An 18,841-nucleotide genomic window follows, 5' to 3' on the forward strand; every position below is an offset into this window, starting at 1 on the left:
AGCAAATATGCCACTTCAATTTAACTCAAATAAATATCAGGGTAAAGCCAGAGAAAAGTATTTAGAAGCTGAAAAAAGAATAAATTTTATTCACAAAAAATATCCTGAGGTGGAGCAGGCATACAGCTGTCTTAATTCCCTCAAACGCGACTATAAAATGTTAAAAGTGGGTTTTTTAAAGCAAAATGATAAGACTGAGAATTCAACAGCTGAATTAAAAAAAGAAATTGATCAATTAGAAGCTCATTATCATCAGCTGTTAAAAAAACATGATATTCCTTTAGATTATAAGGAACCTGATTGGGATTGCCCTAAGTGCCATGATACAGGCAGGATTTATCGTAATAATCAATATTTAGTCTGTAGTTGTGCCAAAAATGATTTGCGAGAAAGAAAACAAAAAAGTGGTAATTTACCTCAGCATCTAAGAAAAGCAAGTTTTGCTACTGCTAATTTAAGTTATTATGAAACTGATTTGATCACAAATAGTGGCATGAATTACCGTGAAAATGCTCAAAAGGTCTATAGTCTTGCTTCATCTTTTGTGCAGCGTTTTCAGGCTGCAAAACAAAATCGAGGTCTAATAATTGAAGGACCAATTGGGAGTGGAAAATCTTATCTTTTAGGTTGTATTGCTAATGGTTTAATTGACCGCGGAATCCAATTTCGTTATATTGTTTACTCTGACCTTTTGCAGCAGATTAGAAGTACCTATAACCAAAACAATCCCGAAACTGATGAAAAACAAATTTTAAGTACAGTTCAAAAAGTCCCAGTCCTTTTAATTGATGATTTAGGGACAGAAAAAGCAACGGAATTTGCCTCTTCTACTCTTTATCAAATTATTGACCGCCGTTACCGAGAAGAAAAACCAATTATTTTATCAACAAATTATTCAATTAAAAATTTAAAAAATAGATTTCCAGTAATGGGAGAAAGAATTTTTCAGCGTCTTTTAGAAATGAATAAATATTTAGAACTTGCTGGTAATGTTAGAGTTAAAAAAATTGAAGAACAACAGGAGGCCTAAAGATGGAAACAGAAGTTGAAAATAGGGAAAATAATGACCGCTATAACAAAAATGAATACCAACTACTGGGCATCCTGCTCCAATACCCCGATAAAATTGATGAGGTTGCTGATTTACTAGAAGTAAAACATTTTCTGGACCCACAGGCTCAGATTATTTTTGATCAACTTTTAAAACAGTATCAGCAGGATAATCAGATTTCACGGACTAAACTCTTAATAGATTTACAAAGTCAAAATGCAGTTGATAAAGCAGAACAAATTATTGAAAGGTTAACTTCAGGTTTTAATACAATTGATGAACTAAAACCAACTATTGATTTAATTAAAAAGGATTATCAGCGTTCACTTTTAAGTAGAGCTTCAGCAAAATTGAAAGAGTTAACTGAAGCAAATGATTTGACTATTGATGATTACCAGGCTAGAGCTCAAGAAATTATTTTTCAGGCTACTAATGAAAGTAATGACTTAGAGAAACATATTTATAATATGGAAGAAGTTTTAATGGAGTCTTTTTCTAATTATATGGACCGTAAACACAAAAAGGCTGATGTCGGTCTTAGAACTGGCTTTATTTCTTTAGATAATCTAATTGGTGGTTTTAAACGCGGGCATTTAACAGTTATTGCTGCTTCGACTTCAATGGGAAAAACTGCTTTTGCAATCAATATGGCTAAAAATGTGCTCAAAAGAAAGGCTAAAGTAGCTATTATGTCTCTTGAGATGGATGCTACTGAAGTGGTAGATCGAATGATTGTCCAGGAAGCACAGGTTAATGCCTGGAAATATACTCAAGGAGAAACTAATGAAGAAGAAGATCAGCGGGTTTCTAAAGCTTTAGATAACTTACATGAGCTGCCACTTATGATCTCAGATGAACGTGGTTTAAATACAGCCCAGATTAGAGCAAGACTCAGAAAATTTAAGGCCCAAATGGATGGCTTGGATCTAGCTGTTGTGGATTATTTGCAGATGATTCAGCTGCCAGAAGAACATGCTCAAAATACTTCTCGGGCTGTTGGTCAAATTGTACTCCAGCTTAGAAACTTAGCTTCGGAATTAGATATTCCAGTAATTTTAATTTCTCAAATTTCTCGTAGTTTTACCAGCCGTCAGGATAAAAGGCCTGTTTTATCTGATCTGAGAGACTCTGGTAATATTGAGGAAGTTGCTGATGGTGTTATTTTCCTTTATCGACATGCACATACTTCTGCCAAGGCCCGCGAAGAAGCCGAGGCTGAAGGTACTGAAAGCGATACAGATATAATTATTGCTAAACAGCGTACTGGTCAAACTGGATCAATTAAACTCTTTTTTGAAGAAGAATTTATTCGTTTTGTGGATCCGGAAAATCTTTCTTTAGAAGGTGTGATGCCTCGTGCCTAATAATCTTAATTTAGATAGCTTAGACTTAAAATTAGTACTTTCTTTTGCTAATGCTTATAGTCGACTCAACGAAAAAGGAGAAATTAGTGATCAACAGTTAGAAGAAGTAATGCAGCTGGTGGAAAATTATCAGAACTATGCTCCAGCTGACTTTAAAAATCGGCTGCAGGAGATTTTTCCGGAAAGTGATTTTTAAAGAGGTAGGGAATTTAATGGAAAGTGATAAAACTTTTACAAAAAAATTGCTCTCTCAGCTGGATTAAGAAATAGAATCATACACGAATATGAAGAAATAGATGACAAAATTGTTTATAAAAAATAAAAAATTATCTTGATAATATTAAAAGTTCCAGCTTAAAAGCTGGAACTTTTAGTTTAGTCTTAACTAATATTTATCTTCATTGCTGCTTTGCTTCTGGTCTTCTGCTGCTGAATCAGAATCAATATCATAATCTACATCTATGTGTGTTGGTCTTTCAGGAATGATGGCCCAAGCTGCAACATAAGCAAGTATCCCAATCCCAGACATTAAAACTAATAAAAAGACACCTATTCTAATCAAATTTGGATCAAGATCGAAATATTCTGCTAGTCCTCCACAAACTCCAGCAATTTTTTTGTTTTCTCGTGATCTATACAATTTTTTCATTTTCTCACCTCTTTAAATCTTTATTAAGCCTTAATTTAAACTTAAATTTTAATATTTTTTAATTAAAAGCTAATTATATTATAAAACAAATAGACTGCAATTAACAGTCTTAAATGCCTTTTTTCTTTAAAAAAGGCTTCCCAGCTGGGAAGCCCCTTAAATATAATTTTTTATTTAACTACCATTACGGAAGTTTTAGCATGTCTTACAATTTTATCACTAATACTACCAAGCAAAAATCTTTCTACTTTACCATGACCGCGATCTGCAACTACAATTAAATCAAAACCATTTTCATTTGCATATTCACAAACTTTATCAGCTGGATCACCCTGAACTAATAATTTTTCAACTTCCATCCCTTTTTCTTCAAAAAATTTAGCATCTTTATTAATAATTTTTTCTCTCTTAGCTCTAATTGTTTTTTCTTGTTCCTGCATAATTTCTTCTAGAGTTTCAGCAGATAAATAAGAAGATACCTCATTAAACTGATTAACTGGAATTTGAGCTCTTTCCGTATAAACATGGATCATAGTTACTTTGGAATCTAAATCTTCAGCAAAATCAGCTGCTTTTTGAGCTGCTTTTTTAGCACTTTCAGAACCATCTACAGCAACTAAAATTTTCTTCATGATATCTACCTCCCTTTCATTTTAATAATTCACTATTAAAACAAAAATTCCTGCTTTTATTGCTTTAAATTAATAAAAGCCCACTCTAAATTAAGAGTGAGCTTAGTTGTGAACCTCACCACCTAAATTAAAAATTTAGATGGAGCTTCGCTATACTTCATATACTCAAAAAAACAAGTATATTACTAGTAGCTTTTTAGTGAAGTTTGTAGTTTAAGTTTCCTCTACAAATGTAGATTACCTTATTCACTAGGGGCTGTCCACAAACCCATTATCCCTCATATCCACCTAATACAGTAGTTTAGATGGAGTTTTTTTTGAATGTTTTAGATAAATAATTTTAAGTTTAAATTTATTTTTCTTTAACATTTATCTTTAAGTTAGCTGTAATATCATCATATAATTTAACTTTTATGCTGTGCATTCCTAAAGATTTAATTGAATCATCAAGGTCAATTTTTCTTTTATCAATATCATAACCTTTATCTGAAGCTGCTTTGGCAATATCTTTGGTATTAACTGAACCAAAGAGTCTACCATTATCACCAGCTTTAACTTTAATTATAAATTTTTCTGATTCTATTTTAGATTTTAACTTTTTGGCATCTTCTCTTTTTTCTGATTCTAAACGGTTCTTTTTGGCTTCTTTTTCTTTCATTTCTTTTATCTTTTGTTGGGTTGCTTCTACTGCTAAACCTCTAGGCATTAAATAATTACGTGCATAACCATCTGCAGCCTCAATAATTTCACCTTTAGAACCTAATTTTTTAACATCTTTTTTTAATAATACTTTCATAATAATTTACCTCCTTCATCATTTTAACCAAGTTATTTAGTTTGTTTCCTAAAATTAAACCACATATCCAATAATCCTAAAATAATTAAAATAATTGGAACAGGTGGGAAAATGAAAATTAAAAATATCATAAAAGATTTAAGTAAAAAAGAGCTGTTTTTAGCAGAAAAATAATACATTAAAACTGCAAATCCCTGCAAAAAAGCTAAGAAAAACATTAAAATATTTAAATTTATAAAAATAGGGTTTGGGCTCAATAATAGAGAAATAATAATTGCAGGTGTGACTAACCAACGATAAAAATACCAACTACTAATTGGTTTATATAATTTTAGATTTAAGCCTCTTCTCCTTAAATACCAAGCAGATACATAATAGTTTAAAATTCCAGTTATACTAGCAGAAATAGTTAGTAAAGCAGGAAAAATCATTTTAATTAAACCTAATTGAGACATAACTAATTGCTCAACTGACTGCTGATCAAATTCACCACTTAAACCTTTTACTGTCTGCTTTAATAAGGTTTGGTAGTCTAAATTAAGAATGCCAGAAGCTACATAAAAAATTAAAGCTTGGGAAATTATAACTGTAATAATAGTTATAATTAGAGTTTTTAGAGGAGAAAAATCTTCTTTAATTACATTACCTATTACAAAACCAACTAAACCAAAACCAATAATGGTCATTAAGCCCATAACTATTCCAAATAAAAAACCATTAATTAAAGCAGCTATTACAATTATTCCAATTACTCTACTGCTTTCTTCTTTTTGAACAAGATATACTATTGGCACTGGCCAAAATACCATAACTGCCATTGATAAAAATGGAATAAAGTAATTAATAGCTGTTAACAAAATTATATAGGACAGAGTTTTAAGGCTAGATTTATATTGTTTAAGATCCATCTAATTTATCACCTCATTTACCGGTAAAAAATCTTAAAGATTAAAGAAAGGAGGCTCCATCATAGATTTTGCCTCCTTAATTAAAACTATTCTTTTACATATGGCAGTAAAGCTACTGATCTAGCTCTTTTTACTGCCTTTGTAATTAATTTTTGGTGTTTTGAACAATTTCCTGTTACACGACGTGGCATAATTTTTCCACGGTCTGTAAGATATCTATTTAAAGTTCTAAGATCTTTATAATCTATTTTTTTATTTTCATTTGCACAAAAATGGCATGATTTATTTCTACCTCTAGGCATTAAAGTTTACCTCCTTTTTAAAATGGGACATCAAAGTCATCAGCATCAAAATTATCATCAAATTGAGCCTCGAAATCATCCTGATCTTGACCCTGATTACTATTTTTATTAGTTTGAGCATTATTTTGCTGATTGTTGTTTTGATACTGTCCCTGGTTATTATTGCTGTTTTTATTCTTATTGAAATCTAAAAAACGAACATTATCAGCATTAACTTCAGGATTTATATAAGTTCTGTTATTATTTTCGCTTTTACGTATCTGTAGTGATCCATCTACTCCAACCAAACTTCCTTTACCAAGATGCCTAGCACAATTTTCGGCCAGACCTCTCCAAGTCACAATTTTAATAAAATCAACATCTCTATCACCATTGCGATTTGTATAGTTTCTTTCCACTGCTAAAGTAAAATTACAAACTGGAGTTCCACTACCAGTATAACGAAGTTCAGGATCTCGTGTCAGGCGGCCGATTAAAACAATTCTATTTAACAAGACTATTCACCACCTAAATTTATATTATGCATCGTTTCTAACTACTAAATAACGAAGTACACCATCCATAATCTTAAAGATTCTTTCTAATTCATTAACTACTGTAGTTTGAGCATTAAACTCTAGGATTGTATAATCACCTGAGCGGTAATCTTTAATCTCATAAGCTAATTGCTTTTTACCCCAAGCGTCAACTTCAGTTACTTCTCCTTCATGTTCAGAAATAGCACTTTTTACACGCTTTAAGATAGTTTGTTTTTCTTCATCTTCAAGATCTGGTTTAAGTACAAATGTTGTTTCGTAATCTCTTTTTAAAATTTCCATTTATCATTCACCTCCTCCACACGGACTAATGGCCCTGCTGCTAGCAGAGCATGGATTTTTAACCAATCTAAATTATAACAGTTATTAACTAAAGATGCAAGTTTTATTTTTCTAAGCCAGCTTTTAGCTAACTGTTAGCAATAATCCTCCTCCGTAAATACTAAAAGCTAAAATCCAGGCAGCCAAAATATCAGAAGGATAATGCACTCCTAGCATAATTCTCGAAAAAGAAATTAAGATTGAAACTAAAATTAGCCAAAATCCAAGCACAAAGTTAATTTCTAAAAATACTAAAGCAATAACCAAGGAGCTGGCTGCATGGTTACTGGGAAAAGAATGGTCTTGACGCTGTTTAATCAACTTTTTAATTTCTAATTCAACAAAAGGACGCTGCCGGTTATAAAAAACAGGTATTAATTTAAGCAGTAGATAAACAGCAGCTGGGACTAAGATAAAAGTTCTAATTTGAGGATTAGCTTGATAAAAAAGTTGGACTGCAGTCAAAAAATAAATTATTGCAAAAAGTTTAGCTCCTAATTTGGAACTAAAAATTGCTGATTTTTTAAGCAGTTTATGCCTTTGAGTATAATTATAGATACTCAAAAATATTTTTTGATCAAATCTCTTTATCATAACAAATTCCTCTTGACTTTAAATTTAAAATCTTAGTTAAGTTTAAGTTAAGTTAACTTTGGCTTAATTATAGATTAATAATTAGTAGATGGGCAGAATTAAACATTAAATCTGAAGTGACAAACATCGCCATCTTGCATTATATAATCTTTACCTTCTAATCTTAGTAAACCTTCTTCTCTGGCTTCTGCCATTGAGCCTACTCTTTTTAATTCTTCAAAACTTACTATTTCGGCTCTAATAAAACCTTTTTGCATATCACTATGAATTTTACCAGCTGCTTCTGGAGCTGTAGAACCTTTTTCTACTGTCCAAGCTCTACATTCTTTTTCACCAGCTGTTAAAAAGGTGAGTAAGTTTAATAATTCATAACCAGCTTTAATTACTCGATCAAGGCCAGAGTCATTGAGACCAAGTTCATCTAAAAACATTTCTTTTTCGGCTTCATCTAGCTCTGCTATATCTGCTTCAATTTTCGCACTTACCTCTACAACTTTTGCCCCATCTTTTTGGGCATGAGTTTTTACGTCTTTAACTAATTTGTTTTGACCAGTATTAATATCATCTTCATTTACATTTGCTAAATAAATAATTGGTTTAGCACTTAAAAGTTGTAGTTCTTTAACGAGCCGCTCTCCTGTTTTTGAAAGCTCTAGTTGTCTAATGTTTTTTCCAGCTTCTAAAGCTGCTGCTATCTTTTCTAAAGACTCAACTTCTTTAAGATAAACTTTATCTCCACCTTTAGCCTGTTTTTTTGCTTTTTCTAATCTTTTTTCAATCTGAGTTAAATCAGCCATCATTAACTCAGTGTTTATAATATCAATATCTCTATCAGGAGATATTTTGCCATCAACATGAGTTATATTTTCATCATCAAAACAACGTACAACTTGAGCAATAGCATCAACTTCCCTGATATGAGCTAAAAATTTATTACCTAAACCTTCACCTCGGCTCGCTCCTTCTACTAAACCAGCAATATCAACAAATTCAATTACTGTTGGAGTTTTACTTTCCGTTTCATACTTAGCTGCTAACCAGTCTAATCTCTCATCTGGTACTGGTACAACTCCTACATTAGGATCAATAGTACAAAAAGGATAATTTTGTGCATCTGCTCCTGCTTCTGTAAGTGCATTAAATAAAGTTGATTTACCTACATTCGGTAGTCCAACAATTCCTATTTTCATTTATAATTCTCCCTTTCTAAATCTTGAAATTAAAGTTTTTTCTTAACATTTTTTTCAAATTTATTTCTCGATAACATAATTACTCGCTCACAGGTTTCACACTTAGCCTTAAAATCCATTCCAACTCTTAAAATTAGCCAGTTTTTGCCACCACAAGGATGCTTTTTTTTAAATTCTACTCGATCTCCAACTAAATATTTTTCAGACAATGTAAAACCTCCTTTTAACTAAATTAAATTTTAACTTAAAATAATATAATATATAAGATGACTATTAAAATTATAACCAAAAAGAGGACAAAAAGACAACCTTTGTCTTGATAAAAAGCTTTATCTGGATCTAAACTATGACTTAAACTACCAAATTTACGGGCTTTTTTTAGATATTTAACAGATTTTGCATAATTGCCTTCTTCTCGAAAAATAACACCTAAGTTATTATAAGCAGGTCCATATTCTGCTTCCACTTCAACTGCCCGATAATACATTTTTTTAGCTTCTTTATAATTTCCAAGCTCTTTTTCAATACTACCTAAATTAGTAATTGCTGGTGCATACTCTGGGTCTTTAGTTATTATAGTATTTAATAAATTTTGAGCCTGTTTAAATTCTTTTTGATAAACATAAATTACTGCTTTTTTGTTTAGGGCTGGAATAAAATCTTTTTTTTGAGCCAATAGTTCATCTAATTTTTCTGCTGCCTTTTTTCGCTGTCCTTTTTCTAAAAAAGCAACTGCCTGCTGATAAATATCTGTTTCTAACTCTGAAAGTTTATTTTTATAATCTGCTTCCTGCATAAGCTTCACCTACTTTTAAATTAACTTCAATTTGATTTTTAACAAACTCCAGTTTGAAATCGAGTTTAAAATTAGCTCTTGCACTTAATTAAAACACAAAATGGGCCAAAATCAAAGCTACCAAGAGTGATGGCAGTAAATTACCACTTTTTATTTTAGTTGCTCCTAATAAGTTTAAACCAATAGCTATAATTAAGAGGCCTCCACTAGCTGTCATAATTCTAATCATATCATTTGTTAAATAAATTGCTGCCCAGCCTGAGGCTAAAGTTATACTGCCCTGGTATAAAAAAATGGGGATTGCAGAAAAAGCTACTCCTATCCCTGTGCTCGCAGCAAAAGCTATAGCAGTAATCCCATCTAAAACTGATTTAGTAAATAAAATGCTGGGATCATTATTTAATCCATCTTGAATAGCTCCCATAATCGACATTGCTCCTACACAATAAATTAAACTTGATTGAACAAAACCTTGTACAAAAAGGTCATCTTGAGAACCAAACTTTTCTTTTAGGCTCTTACCAAAATTATTTAGCCTTTCCTCAAGCCCTAAGCTTTCACCAATAACAGCTCCAATTACTAAACTGAAAATAACAAGTAAAATATCATAATCTTTTTTAATTTCAAGTCCCATTTGAATCCCAATTAAAATAACAGATAAACTAATTCCATGGATCACTGTGGTTTGAATTTTTTTGGGAAACCTACCTCTAAAAATAAAACCTAAAGTACTTCCAGTAAGTACGGAAACTACATTAACAATAGTTCCGATCATAATTTACCACCTAACTATCTCCATTTTTTTATTACAAGTTTATATTTTAGCTCAATGTTTCACGTGAAACACTATTTTAATTTTTCTACTATTTCTTTTAACTCAGCTAGATTATCTATTTCAATAGTTAATAGATTGTTAGCTTTTCTTTGTTTAATTTCAACTCTTTTACCTAAACTGTTTTCTAAAGCAGAAGCTGCTTTTTTCCAGTCTGGTTTTAGTTTCTTTTTTGTTTTTTCTTTTTTAGAATTAGCCACAGGTTTTTTTAATTTTTCAACATACTTTTCAGTTTCTCTAACTGTTAAATCCTGAATAATTATATTTTCACAGGCAGCTAATTGAGTCTGCTCATCTGCTAGGGATAATAAGGCTCTAGCGTGACCAGTTGTGATTATTCCCTTTTTTAAATATTTTTGTACTTTAGCAGCTAATTTTAAGAGTCGAATTGTATTTGAAATATTAGATCTGCTTTTACCAACTTGTTCTGCTAATTCTGACTGGGTAATTTCAAAGTTAGCCAGCATCTGCTTATAAGCTTCTGCTGTTTCAATTGGATTCAAATCTTGTCTTTGAATATTTTCAATTAAAGCAATTTCCAGCATTTCTTGGTCATTAAAATCACGAATAATAGCTGCTATTTTTTCTAGTCCAGCTAATTTAGAAGCTCTCCATCTTCTTTCTCCAGCTACAATTTGATATTTTTCTGCTTTTATTTTACGCACTGTTATTGGCTGAATAAGCCCATTTTTTTGAATAGAATCTGCTAATTCAGTTAGAGCTTCTTTGTCAAAACTTTTGCGTGGTTGGTAAGGATTAGCTTCTATCTGGTCAATAAAAATATTATCAACTCTACTTTGATCTATATTTTCAGAATCATTGATTAAAGCTTTTAAACCTTTACCTAATCTTTTTTTAGTCAAGAGCGATCACTTCCTCTGCTAGTTTTCTATATGCTAAAGCTCCTTTAGATTTGGAACTATAGGCTAAAATTGTTTGGCCAAAACTTGGAGCTTCACTTAAACGAACATTACGTGGGATTACAGTTTTAAAAACTAATTCAGAAAAATATTCTTTAACTTCATCAATTACCTGTTGGGAAAGATTAGTTCTAGCATCATACATTGTCATTAAAACTCCTTCGATTCTCAAATCAGGGTTTAAATTTTTTCTAACTAGATCTATTGTATTCATTAACTGGCCTAAACCTTCTAGAGCATAGTATTCACATTGAATTGGAACAATTACACTATCAGCAGCTGTTAGTGCATTTAAAGTAAGTAAGCCTAAAGAAGGTGGACAATCGATTATTATATAATCATAAGCTGGATTGATTTTTATTAAAGACTTTTCTAATCTGCTTTCTCTAGACATTAGAGATACTAACTCGATTTCTGCCCCTGCTAACTCTATATTGGCGGGGATTAGGTCGAGATTCTGGGCTTCAGTTTTCAAAATAGCTTTAACTGCTGGTTCAGCTTCAATTAAAAGATCATAAATTGTATCTTCAACTTCAGATTTATTAATTCCAAGACCACTACTGGCATTTCCCTGAGGATCAATATCAATTAATAGAACTTTATTTCCTTTTTCTGCCAAACTAGCACTAAAATTAACTGCTGTTGTACTTTTACCAACTCCACCTTTTTGGTTAACAATTGCAATTTTTTTAGCCATTCTTTCACCTCTTTCCAAATCCTATTTAAAGAGTTTAATATAATATTCTATACTATTTTTTTCTTTATTTTTTTCTAATTCTATTTTAATTCCAGAAGCTTCAATTTCCTCAATTCTCTTCTCGAGAGAATTAGCATAAAGCCTTAAATCATCAGCAAGATGTTTAATCTTTTTTTGCTTTTTAACCGGCTTTTTAATTCTTTTGATTAATTTTTCGCTTTCGCGTACATTTAAAGATTTTTCTTTAATTTTTTTAATTGCTGCTAATTGTTTTTGAGCATCATTAAGCTGTAATAAAGCTCTACTATGTCTTTCACTTAAATCAGCAGCCAAAATTTTTTCTCTAACTTCAGCTTCCAACTTTAATAATCTTAATTTATTAGAAATAGTAGATTGGCTTTTAGCAACTCGAGCTGCTAATTCTTTTTGAGTTAAATCAAATTCAACTAATAATCTTTGATAAGCTTGAGCTTCTTCTAAAAAACTTAAATCTTTCCGCTGTAAATTCTCAATTAAAGCAATCTCTGCCATTTCCTGATCACTTAGATCTTTGATCACAGCTGGAATTGTTTTTTTCTCTAAATATTTAGCAGCTCTCAGCCTTCTTTCACCTGCAATTAATTCATAACCATCAGCTAACTCTCTGACTGTAATTGCCTGAATTAAACCAAAATTACTAATTGACTGAGCTAATTCTTTGATTTCACTTTGCTTAAAAGTCTGGCGTGGTTGAAAAGGATTAACTTTTATTTGATCCAACTTTAGCTCTACAATTTGATCATTTTTAGTTTTTTTACTTCTGCTAAAAAAAGGAATTTGCATTTAAAATAACCCCCATCTAAAAATATAGTGCAGTGATTTAATAAATTAGCTTTAAACAAATTTTATCCACAAATTAAATAATTAAGATTAATAAATATTACCCGGGAAATATTTTAAAGGGGTCTTTTTTTGGGAATTCCAGCTCTTCTGGGATATTTTTTATCAGTTTGAGACTTTTTTTCAACAATGATTAAATATCTTTCTGCTTCTAAACCAGGAACTTTAAGTTCTTTTATTTCTTTGATTTCAGCTCCCAAAGTTGCTAAAGCTGTTTGGGCTGCTTCTATTTCGTTTTTATATTCTGGGCCTTTATATAAATAAGCTAAACTCCCAACTTTTAAAAATGGAACTACATATTCTAATAAAACATTAAGGGCAGCAACAGCTCTGGAACAGACATAATCAAAAGAAGCCCTTAAGTCTTCTAGTTGAGCTAAATCTTCTGCTCTAGCATGTGTAGCTTCAATTCCTGTTAAATCTAATTTGTAAATAAGCTGGTTTAAAAAATTAACTTTTTTAGAAGCAGAATCTAGTAAATAAAAACTATCTCCTGGTAAAAATAATTTTAAAACCATACCTGGAAAACCAGCTCCTGTTCCAATATCTAACCATCTTTTGTGCTGAGCAAAATCTAGTTCTTTTAAAATTACTAAAGAATCTAAAAAATGCTTTGTTATTACCGCTTCTGGCTCTGTAATTGTGCTTAAATTATATTTTTTATTCTCCGAAATAAAGAAAAGATAATATTCCCATAGCTGTTCTAATTGTTCTTGGCTATAGGAGATATCTAATTCTTCTATTCCCTTTTTTAGTTTTGCTATAAATTCATTTTTATTAGTTTTCATTCTGATTCCCCTTTATTTCTATTATACTGCTCTAAATAAATCATTAAAGCAGAAATATCAGCTGGTGAAACTCCAGAAATTCTGGATGCCTGCCCAATAGAAAGTGGTTTAATCTTAGCTAATTTTTCTCTGGCCTCAAGTCTTAAGTTTTCTAATTTATTATAATCTAAACTTCTGGGTATTTTCTTTTCTTCCATTTTTCTAAACTGTTCTACTTGAGCTTCTTGTCTTGCCATATAACCTTTATATTTAACCTGGATTTCAACTTGTTCTTGTACATCTTTTTTTATTTCAGGTAAATTATCAGCAAAATATTTAAGATCTGAATAAGAAATTTCTGGTCTGCGCAGTAGCTTTTCTAGACTAACTGGTTTACTTAAATTACCACTTCCCAGTTCTTCGAGTTTAGCTCTAACTTCTTTTGTTGGATTAACCTGGTTTTGCTCATCTCTTAAATAACTAAAAGCTTTTTTAACAGCTTTCATTTTCGCTTGATAATTTTTATATCTTTGTTCACTAACTAAACCTATTTTTTTACCAATCGGAGTTAAACGCTGATCAGCATTATCTTGTCTTAATAATAATCTATATTCAGCTCTAGAAGTCATAATTCTATATGGTTCTGGGGTTCCTTTAGTTACTAAATCATCAATTAAAACTCCAATATAAGCTTCAGATCTTTTTAAAATCAAGGGATCTTTACCTTGTAGACTTAAAGCAGCATTAATTCCAGCAACTAATCCTTGACCAGCTGCTTCTTCATAACCAGAACTACCATTAATCTGGCCAGCTGTATATAAACCTTTTACCTTTTTTAATTCTAAATCTAATTTTAATTCTTCTGGATCAACACAATCATATTCAATTGCATAACCAGGTCTCATAATTTCTACATTTTCTAAACCCTTAATTGTTCTGGCCATCTTGATTTGGACATCATAAGGTAAACTTGTAGATAAACCAGAAACATAATATTCATCTGTATCTAGACCTTCAGGTTCAATAAATAATTGATGCCTACCTTTATCAGGAAAACGTACAACTTTATCTTCTATTGAAGGACAATAACGAGGGCCAACTCCATCAATTACTCCACTAAATAAAGGGGTCCTCATTTTATTATCATTAATAATTTTATGAGTTGCAGCAGAAGTATAAGTTAAATAACACATTGCCTGTTCTCCTTTTAAGGGTTCAGACTCATAAGAAAAGCTTAAACCTGCTTCTCCTGGCTGAGGCTCCATTTTAGAAAAGTCCATAGATTTTTTACTAACTCGAGGTGGTGTTCCAGTTTTAAATCGCCTGAGATTGATTCCTAAATCTTTGAGACTTCCAGAAAGTTTATTTGCTGGATACTGTTGATTTGGCCCAGCATTAAATTCTGCTTCTCCAATAATCATTCTCCCTTTAAGAAAAGTTCCAGTAGTTAAAATAACTTTTTTACCAGCAAAGAAAACTCCAGTTTTAGTTACTACTCCTTTTACTTCACCAGCTTCAACAATTATTTTTTCAGCAATTTGTTGTTTTAAATCTAAATTATCTTCTTGTTCTAAAACTCTTTTCATCCTTTTATGGTATTTATCTTTATCCGATTGTCCTCTTAAACCATGTACTGCAGGACCTTTACTTGTATTAAGCATTCTGATTTGAATCATTGTTTGATCCATATTTTTAGCCATTTCTCCACCTAAAGCATCAATTTCTCTCACAATATGAGACTTGCCTGGACCCCCAAGTGAAGGATTACAGGGCATAAAAGCTACATGGTCTAAACTAACTGTTAAAGTTAAAGTTTTTAAGCCCATTCTTGCTGGAGCTAAAGAAGCTTCACAGCCAGCATGACCAGAACCAATTACTATTACATCATATTCTTTGGGATATTTGTGAAAATCCATATCTGATATCTCCTCTTTTATTAAAATTATTTTCCTAAACAAAAGTCTTTAAAAATCCGATCCAAAATATCATCTGCAACTGTTTCTCCAGTAATTTTGCCTAAACCATTTAAAAAATCCTTTAAATCTATAGTCAAAAAATCATAAGGCATTTTTGTTTCATGTGAAACAATTACTCTCTCAATTGCAGATTGAGCTTTAACTAAAGCATCTCGATGTCTGCTTTGAGTAATTACTGCTTCAGTATCTGCCTCAATTTCTTCATCTAATATTTCAGCTAAAATATTATCTTTTAGTTGAATTAAACCTTCTTCTTTTAAAATAGAAATCCAAAGTAAACTTGGCTCAGGAAATTCTTCTTTTATTTTTTCTTTAGTTATTTTGGCCTCTAAATCAGTTTTATTAACAATTATAATGACGGGTTTATTTTTTATTAATTGATAAATTTCTCGATCTTCAGCTGTAATTCCCTGATTAATATCTAACATAAATAAAACTAAGTCAGCTTTTTCTGCTAATTTCCTTGTTTTTTCGACTCCAATTTTTTCAACAGCATCTTTGGTTTCTCTAATCCCAGCTGTATCTATTATTTTTAAAGGAATTCCTTTTAAATTAATATATTCTTCTATGACATCTCTAGTTGTACCTGGAATATCAGTTACAATTGCTCGTTTTTCTTCTAAAAAATAATTTAAAAGGCTCGATTTACCTACATTTGGTTTACCAACAATTACTGTTTTTAGACCTTCTTTATATATTTTACCTTGTTTACTGCTTTTTAATAATTTATCTGTTTCTTGTTTGAGATAATTAAATTTATCTCCTAATTTCTCTGGTCTAAATCCTTCAATTTCATCTTCTGGATAATCAATTGCTGCTTCTAAATGAGCTAGTATTTCTACAGCTTGATCTTTAATTTTTTCAACTTTATTTGAAAGTTTACCATTTAGCTGATCAATAGCTAAATCTAAACTTTTTTCAGTTTTAGAATTAATAACTTCAATTATTGCTTCTGCCTGAGCTAAATCAATTCTTCCATTTAAAAAAGCTCTTTGAGAAAATTCCCCTGGTTCAGCCATTCTCGCTCCCTGTTTTAAAACTAATTCTAAAACAGCTCTGAGGGGAGTCATTCCTCCGTGGCAGTCAAATTCTAAAACATTTTCTCCCGTAAAAGAATGAGGTTTTTTCATCATAATTGCTACAACTTCATCTATTGTTTTATCAGTTTTTGGATCCCTAATTTCTCCATAATGAGCTGTATATGTTTTTTGTTCTTTAAGTTTTTTTTCTTTTTTAACTGATTTAAAAATTTTATCTCCGATTTGATAAGCCTGTGGACCACTAATTCTAATTTTTCCAGTTCCCCCAGTGCCAAATGGAGTTGCAATAGCTGCAATAGTATCTTCTTTTAAAATATCCATTAGTTAACACCTCCTAAAAGATAACCCAGCAGAGAAATTCCCTGCTGGGTTAATGATAAAAACCATCTGCTTCTTCTTTTTTTATATATTATTTGTTGCTGTAAGTCTGCCAGCTATTTTTATTTTTATTAATTAGCTAATGGTTCTATCATGACTTTACGATAGGGTTCTTTCCCCTCACTATATGATTTAACATTTTCATTTTCTTTAAGTTTAATATGAATAATTCTTCTTTCATGTGGTGGCATTGGCTCTAAAACAACTTTTCTTTTTTTTCTTTCTGCTTTTGCAGCAAGCCTTGACGCCAGTCTTTCTAAAGTTTGTTTTCTGCGTTCTCTATATCCTTCAGCATCAAGTAGAACTCTAAAATATTCTTCTAGCTCTTTATTTAGATAGATAGATGTTAAATACTGCATTGCATCAAGAGTTTCTCCTCGATGTCCAATAACTAAACCAAGTTCCTTGTCTCCTGTCAAATTATAAACTACCTGTTCTTGATTAGTTTTTTCGACTAAAACTTCAACTCCAACTTCAATCTTAGCTTTGGCCAACATCGTTTCTAAAAATTCTTTACCTTTTTTTATAGGATCAAAAATTTCTTTAACTTCTACAACAGCATCTTTAGTTCCAATTAAACCTAATAAACCTTTACTACCTTTATCTATAACATTAATTTCTACTTCTTCTCTTTTGAGTTCAAGTTTGGCTAGAGCTTTTTTTACAGCTTTTTCTACATTTTTAGCTTCTACTTTTATGCTTTTCATTTTTAATTAGCATCCCCCTTGATTCGACTGGGTTCTTTTGATAAAAAATATTGTTGAGCTACAGTAAATAAAGTTGAGGTAAACCAGTATAATAAAACACCAGAAGGTAATCTAAATCCGATAAAGATTATAAATAGAGGCATCATATACATCATTTTATTACTTTTGCCTTCTCCTCCAGATAATTTCTGGGTCATGTGTGTCTGGCCCAACATAATAACAGCATTTAAAAGTACAATTGCAATATCTGGTTCAGCTAAAGAACCATTTGTAATTGTACCAATCCATAAAAAGGCTTCACTTGCCATCTTATCACCTAAAGCAAAAATTGTTCTATACAAAGGTATTAAGATTGCCATCTGCACAATCATAGGCAGACATCCAGCAGCTGGATTAACCCCATGTTCTTGATAAAGCTTCATCATCTCTTCCTGCTGTTTTTCTTTATCATCTTCATACTTATTTTGTATTTTTTTCATTTCAGGCTGGATTTCTTGCATTTCTCTCATTGATCTAGTCTGTTTTGCAGTCAAAGGATAAAGAGCAATTTTAATCAGCAAGGTAAAAATTATAATAGCTGAACCATAATTACCAACAATATTGTAAATAAAATCTAAAGCATATGCCATTCCGTTAATTAACCAATCAAACATTTAATAAATTCCTCCTATTCTACCGGATCATAACCACCTGAATTAAAAGGATGACAACGCAAAATACGTTTTAATCCTTTCCAAAAACCTTTAAAAGCCCCATATTTTTTAATTGCTTGTTTTGTATATTCAGAACAAGTCGGTCTAAAACGACAGCTTTTGGGAGTCCAGGGTGAAATAATCTTCTGATAGATTATAATAAAAAACAAAAGTATTTTTTTCATTTTATCACCTTAGTTCAACAGCCTCATAATCAACTAAATTAAGACTATCTATTTATGTAGACTAAATTATATTCATCTTTTTTAAAAGTCTATTTACATCTTTTTTCAGTCTATGATAATTAAGCTGAACAACCGGATTGCGGGCAATAAAAATTATTTCATATCCCTTAAAGTCTTCATTTTTTTCAAATTCTCTAATAATTTCCCGTAATCTACGCTTCAATTTATTTCTAACTACAGCATTTCCTACTCTTTTGCTGACAGATAGTCCATAGCGATTTTTTTTTCCTTTTTTATATTTTAAACAATAAATTACAAGATTACGAGTAGCATATGATTTACCATTTTCATATACTTTTTTAAATTCCTTATTCTTTTTAAGGCTTTCCACTTAATAACCTCCAACTAAAATAATCCACAATCGAAATAATTTTTCATTCATACATTTAAAATTATATGCTATTTAGATTCTAGAGTCAAGCAAATTTAGGCTTATCCACAAGATAAATTTTTCAAGCATTGTTGATAATTTGTTGATAATCTGTTATTATTAATATGCTTATCTAAGATTAAATTTAATTGATTACTGAAATCATAGTTAAGAACTTATTAACAGATTGTTTATAATA

General features: G+C 31.0%; 26 protein-coding genes. 4 read left to right on the top strand and 22 right to left on the bottom strand.

All coding sequences use genetic code 11. The features are described from left to right. The first annotated feature begins 7 nt into the window (after positions 1-7). Genes HPRAE_RS10685 through HPRAE_RS11380 form a run of 4 tightly spaced genes read left to right on the top strand, consistent with a single transcriptional unit; the run spans position 8 to position 2,737 of the window. Positions 8-1,030: an ATP-binding protein gene (locus HPRAE_RS10685; RefSeq protein WP_014554221.1), complete on the top strand. Its 1,023-nt coding sequence runs from the start codon at positions 8-10 to the stop codon at positions 1,028-1,030. A 2-nt stretch (positions 1,031-1,032) separates the two neighbouring features. Continuing rightward, positions 1,033-2,415 carry a replicative DNA helicase gene (locus tag HPRAE_RS10690; RefSeq protein WP_014554222.1) on the top strand — a complete coding sequence of 461 codons (1,383 nt, stop codon included), beginning with the start codon at positions 1,033-1,035 and terminating at the stop codon, positions 2,413-2,415. Further along, positions 2,408-2,611 (top strand): hypothetical protein, encoded by a 204-nt coding sequence (locus HPRAE_RS10695; RefSeq protein ID WP_014554223.1) that lies wholly within the window; start codon positions 2,408-2,410, stop codon positions 2,609-2,611. Before HPRAE_RS10690 ends, HPRAE_RS10695 begins: the two co-directional genes overlap by 8 nt. Before the next feature lie 45 nt (positions 2,612-2,656). Continuing rightward, on the top strand, positions 2,657-2,737 hold the full coding sequence (locus HPRAE_RS11380) for a HepT-like ribonuclease domain-containing protein (protein ID WP_083787870.1): 81 nt from the start codon (positions 2,657-2,659) through the stop codon (positions 2,735-2,737). A gap of 63 nt (positions 2,738-2,800) precedes the next feature. On the opposite strand, the gene HPRAE_RS10700 is transcribed toward HPRAE_RS11380, so the two are convergent. From HPRAE_RS10700 to rnpA, 22 genes are all read right to left on the bottom strand, one after another. Further along, the gene (locus tag HPRAE_RS10700; RefSeq protein ID WP_014554224.1) at positions 2,801-3,064 is read right to left on the bottom strand and encodes a PspC domain-containing protein; all 264 of its coding nucleotides are present in this window, start codon (positions 3,062-3,064) and stop codon (positions 2,801-2,803) included. Positions 3,065-3,234: 170 nt separating this feature from the next. Continuing rightward, entirely contained in the window at positions 3,235-3,696 is a 462-nt protein-coding gene (locus HPRAE_RS10705; protein ID WP_014554225.1) for a universal stress protein, read from the bottom strand. A 352-nt stretch (positions 3,697-4,048) separates the two neighbouring features. Next, positions 4,049-4,492 (bottom strand): 50S ribosomal protein L9, encoded by a 444-nt coding sequence (gene rplI / locus HPRAE_RS10710; protein ID WP_014554226.1) that lies wholly within the window; start codon positions 4,490-4,492, stop codon positions 4,049-4,051. A 32-nt stretch (positions 4,493-4,524) separates the two neighbouring features. Further along, positions 4,525-5,400, bottom strand: coding sequence for a DUF2232 domain-containing protein (locus tag HPRAE_RS10715; protein ID WP_014554227.1), 876 nt, complete (start codon positions 5,398-5,400; stop codon positions 4,525-4,527). Positions 5,401-5,486: 86 nt separating this feature from the next. Further along, positions 5,487-5,702 carry a 30S ribosomal protein S18 gene (gene rpsR / locus HPRAE_RS10720; RefSeq protein WP_014554228.1) on the bottom strand — a complete coding sequence of 72 codons (216 nt, stop codon included), beginning with the start codon at positions 5,700-5,702 and terminating at the stop codon, positions 5,487-5,489. Between the two features lie 17 nt (positions 5,703-5,719). Next, entirely contained in the window at positions 5,720-6,196 is a 477-nt protein-coding gene (locus HPRAE_RS10725) for a single-stranded DNA-binding protein (protein WP_014554229.1), read from the bottom strand. A gap of 24 nt (positions 6,197-6,220) precedes the next feature. Then, a complete protein-coding gene (rpsF, locus tag HPRAE_RS10730) occupies positions 6,221-6,520 on the bottom strand; it encodes a 30S ribosomal protein S6 (RefSeq protein ID WP_014554230.1) in 300 nt (99 codons plus the stop codon). Between the two features lie 123 nt (positions 6,521-6,643). Further along, positions 6,644-7,153, bottom strand: coding sequence for a phosphatase PAP2 family protein (locus HPRAE_RS10735; RefSeq protein WP_014554231.1), 510 nt, complete (start codon positions 7,151-7,153; stop codon positions 6,644-6,646). A gap of 98 nt (positions 7,154-7,251) precedes the next feature. Then, positions 7,252-8,343, bottom strand: a complete 1,092-nt coding sequence (gene ychF / locus HPRAE_RS10740; protein WP_014554232.1) for a redox-regulated ATPase YchF — start codon at positions 8,341-8,343, stop codon at positions 7,252-7,254. Positions 8,344-8,372: 29 nt separating this feature from the next. Next, positions 8,373-8,552 carry a DUF951 domain-containing protein gene (locus HPRAE_RS10745; protein WP_014554233.1) on the bottom strand — a complete coding sequence of 60 codons (180 nt, stop codon included), beginning with the start codon at positions 8,550-8,552 and terminating at the stop codon, positions 8,373-8,375. Between the two features lie 35 nt (positions 8,553-8,587). Further along, positions 8,588-9,139 carry a tetratricopeptide repeat protein gene (locus HPRAE_RS10750; protein ID WP_014554234.1) on the bottom strand — a complete coding sequence of 184 codons (552 nt, stop codon included), beginning with the start codon at positions 9,137-9,139 and terminating at the stop codon, positions 8,588-8,590. 88 nt (positions 9,140-9,227) lie between these two features. Beyond that, positions 9,228-9,914 carry a DUF554 domain-containing protein gene (locus HPRAE_RS10755; protein WP_014554235.1) on the bottom strand — a complete coding sequence of 229 codons (687 nt, stop codon included), beginning with the start codon at positions 9,912-9,914 and terminating at the stop codon, positions 9,228-9,230. Between the two features lie 71 nt (positions 9,915-9,985). After that, positions 9,986-10,834, bottom strand: coding sequence for a ParB/RepB/Spo0J family partition protein (locus HPRAE_RS10760; RefSeq protein ID WP_014554236.1), 849 nt, complete (start codon positions 10,832-10,834; stop codon positions 9,986-9,988). Further along, a complete protein-coding gene (locus HPRAE_RS10765; protein ID WP_014554237.1) occupies positions 10,827-11,588 on the bottom strand; it encodes a ParA family protein in 762 nt (253 codons plus the stop codon). The genes HPRAE_RS10760 and HPRAE_RS10765 overlap by 8 nt, the downstream gene beginning before the upstream one ends. Positions 11,589-11,609: 21 nt before the next feature. Beyond that, positions 11,610-12,410, bottom strand: a complete 801-nt coding sequence (locus HPRAE_RS10770) for a ParB/RepB/Spo0J family partition protein (RefSeq protein ID WP_014554238.1) — start codon at positions 12,408-12,410, stop codon at positions 11,610-11,612. 113 nt (positions 12,411-12,523) lie between these two features. Continuing rightward, on the bottom strand, positions 12,524-13,255 hold the full coding sequence (rsmG, locus tag HPRAE_RS10775) for a 16S rRNA (guanine(527)-N(7))-methyltransferase RsmG (RefSeq protein ID WP_014554239.1): 732 nt from the start codon (positions 13,253-13,255) through the stop codon (positions 12,524-12,526). Then, positions 13,252-15,150 carry a tRNA uridine-5-carboxymethylaminomethyl(34) synthesis enzyme MnmG gene (gene mnmG / locus HPRAE_RS10780; protein WP_014554240.1) on the bottom strand — a complete coding sequence of 633 codons (1,899 nt, stop codon included), beginning with the start codon at positions 15,148-15,150 and terminating at the stop codon, positions 13,252-13,254. The genes rsmG and mnmG overlap by 4 nt, the downstream gene beginning before the upstream one ends. 26 nt (positions 15,151-15,176) lie before the next feature. Continuing rightward, complete coding sequence (mnmE, locus tag HPRAE_RS10785; RefSeq protein ID WP_014554241.1) at positions 15,177-16,571, bottom strand: tRNA uridine-5-carboxymethylaminomethyl(34) synthesis GTPase MnmE; 1,395 nt, start codon at positions 16,569-16,571, stop codon at positions 15,177-15,179. A gap of 128 nt (positions 16,572-16,699) precedes the next feature. Continuing rightward, entirely contained in the window at positions 16,700-17,335 is a 636-nt protein-coding gene (gene jag, locus HPRAE_RS10790; protein ID WP_014554242.1) for an RNA-binding cell elongation regulator Jag/EloR, read from the bottom strand. A gap of 2 nt (positions 17,336-17,337) precedes the next feature. After that, the gene (locus HPRAE_RS10795; protein WP_014554243.1) at positions 17,338-17,988 is read right to left on the bottom strand and encodes a YidC/Oxa1 family membrane protein insertase; all 651 of its coding nucleotides are present in this window, start codon (positions 17,986-17,988) and stop codon (positions 17,338-17,340) included. 14 nt (positions 17,989-18,002) lie between these two features. Then, positions 18,003-18,212 (bottom strand): membrane protein insertion efficiency factor YidD, encoded by a 210-nt coding sequence (yidD, locus tag HPRAE_RS10800; protein WP_014554244.1) that lies wholly within the window; start codon positions 18,210-18,212, stop codon positions 18,003-18,005. A gap of 61 nt (positions 18,213-18,273) precedes the next feature. Continuing rightward, positions 18,274-18,603, bottom strand: coding sequence for a ribonuclease P protein component (gene rnpA / locus HPRAE_RS10805; RefSeq protein ID WP_014554245.1), 330 nt, complete (start codon positions 18,601-18,603; stop codon positions 18,274-18,276). Positions 18,604-18,841 lie beyond the last annotated feature (238 nt).

The organism is Halanaerobium praevalens DSM 2228 (genome assembly GCF_000165465.1).
GTDB classification, from domain to species: Bacteria; Bacillota; Halanaerobiia; order Halanaerobiales; family Halanaerobiaceae; genus Halanaerobium; species Halanaerobium praevalens.

Bases quoted from the DNA above. Each gene is read 5' to 3' on its own strand.
- HPRAE_RS10685 (WP_014554221.1), top strand. From the start codon at position 8: ATGCCACTTCAATTTAACTCAAATAAATATCAGGGTAAAGCCAGAGAA.
- HPRAE_RS10690 (WP_014554222.1), top strand. From the start codon at position 1,033: ATGGAAACAGAAGTTGAAAATAGGGAAAATAATGACCGCTATAACAAA.
- HPRAE_RS10700 (WP_014554224.1), bottom strand. From the start codon at position 3,064: ATGAAAAAATTGTATAGATCACGAGAAAACAAAAAAATTGCTGGAGTT.
- HPRAE_RS10705 (WP_014554225.1), bottom strand. From the start codon at position 3,696: ATGAAGAAAATTTTAGTTGCTGTAGATGGTTCTGAAAGTGCTAAAAAA.
- rplI (WP_014554226.1), bottom strand. From the start codon at position 4,492: ATGAAAGTATTATTAAAAAAAGATGTTAAAAAATTAGGTTCTAAAGGT.
- HPRAE_RS10715 (WP_014554227.1), bottom strand. From the start codon at position 5,400: ATGGATCTTAAACAATATAAATCTAGCCTTAAAACTCTGTCCTATATA.
- rpsR (WP_014554228.1), bottom strand. From the start codon at position 5,702: ATGCCTAGAGGTAGAAATAAATCATGCCATTTTTGTGCAAATGAAAAT.
- rpsF (WP_014554230.1), bottom strand. From the start codon at position 6,520: ATGGAAATTTTAAAAAGAGATTACGAAACAACATTTGTACTTAAACCA.
- HPRAE_RS10735 (WP_014554231.1), bottom strand. From the start codon at position 7,153: ATGATAAAGAGATTTGATCAAAAAATATTTTTGAGTATCTATAATTAT.
- ychF (WP_014554232.1), bottom strand. From the start codon at position 8,343: ATGAAAATAGGAATTGTTGGACTACCGAATGTAGGTAAATCAACTTTA.
- HPRAE_RS10750 (WP_014554234.1), bottom strand. From the start codon at position 9,139: ATGCAGGAAGCAGATTATAAAAATAAACTTTCAGAGTTAGAAACAGAT.
- HPRAE_RS10755 (WP_014554235.1), bottom strand. From the start codon at position 9,914: ATGATCGGAACTATTGTTAATGTAGTTTCCGTACTTACTGGAAGTACT.
- HPRAE_RS10765 (WP_014554237.1), bottom strand. From the start codon at position 11,588: ATGGCTAAAAAAATTGCAATTGTTAACCAAAAAGGTGGAGTTGGTAAA.
- HPRAE_RS10770 (WP_014554238.1), bottom strand. From the start codon at position 12,410: ATGCAAATTCCTTTTTTTAGCAGAAGTAAAAAAACTAAAAATGATCAA.
- rsmG (WP_014554239.1), bottom strand. From the start codon at position 13,255: ATGAAAACTAATAAAAATGAATTTATAGCAAAACTAAAAAAGGGAATA.
- mnmG (WP_014554240.1), bottom strand. From the start codon at position 15,150: ATGGATTTTCACAAATATCCCAAAGAATATGATGTAATAGTAATTGGT.
- mnmE (WP_014554241.1), bottom strand. From the start codon at position 16,571: ATGGATATTTTAAAAGAAGATACTATTGCAGCTATTGCAACTCCATTT.
- jag (WP_014554242.1), bottom strand. From the start codon at position 17,335: ATGAAAAGCATAAAAGTAGAAGCTAAAAATGTAGAAAAAGCTGTAAAA.
- HPRAE_RS10795 (WP_014554243.1), bottom strand. From the start codon at position 17,988: ATGTTTGATTGGTTAATTAACGGAATGGCATATGCTTTAGATTTTATT.
- yidD (WP_014554244.1), bottom strand. From the start codon at position 18,212: ATGAAAAAAATACTTTTGTTTTTTATTATAATCTATCAGAAGATTATT.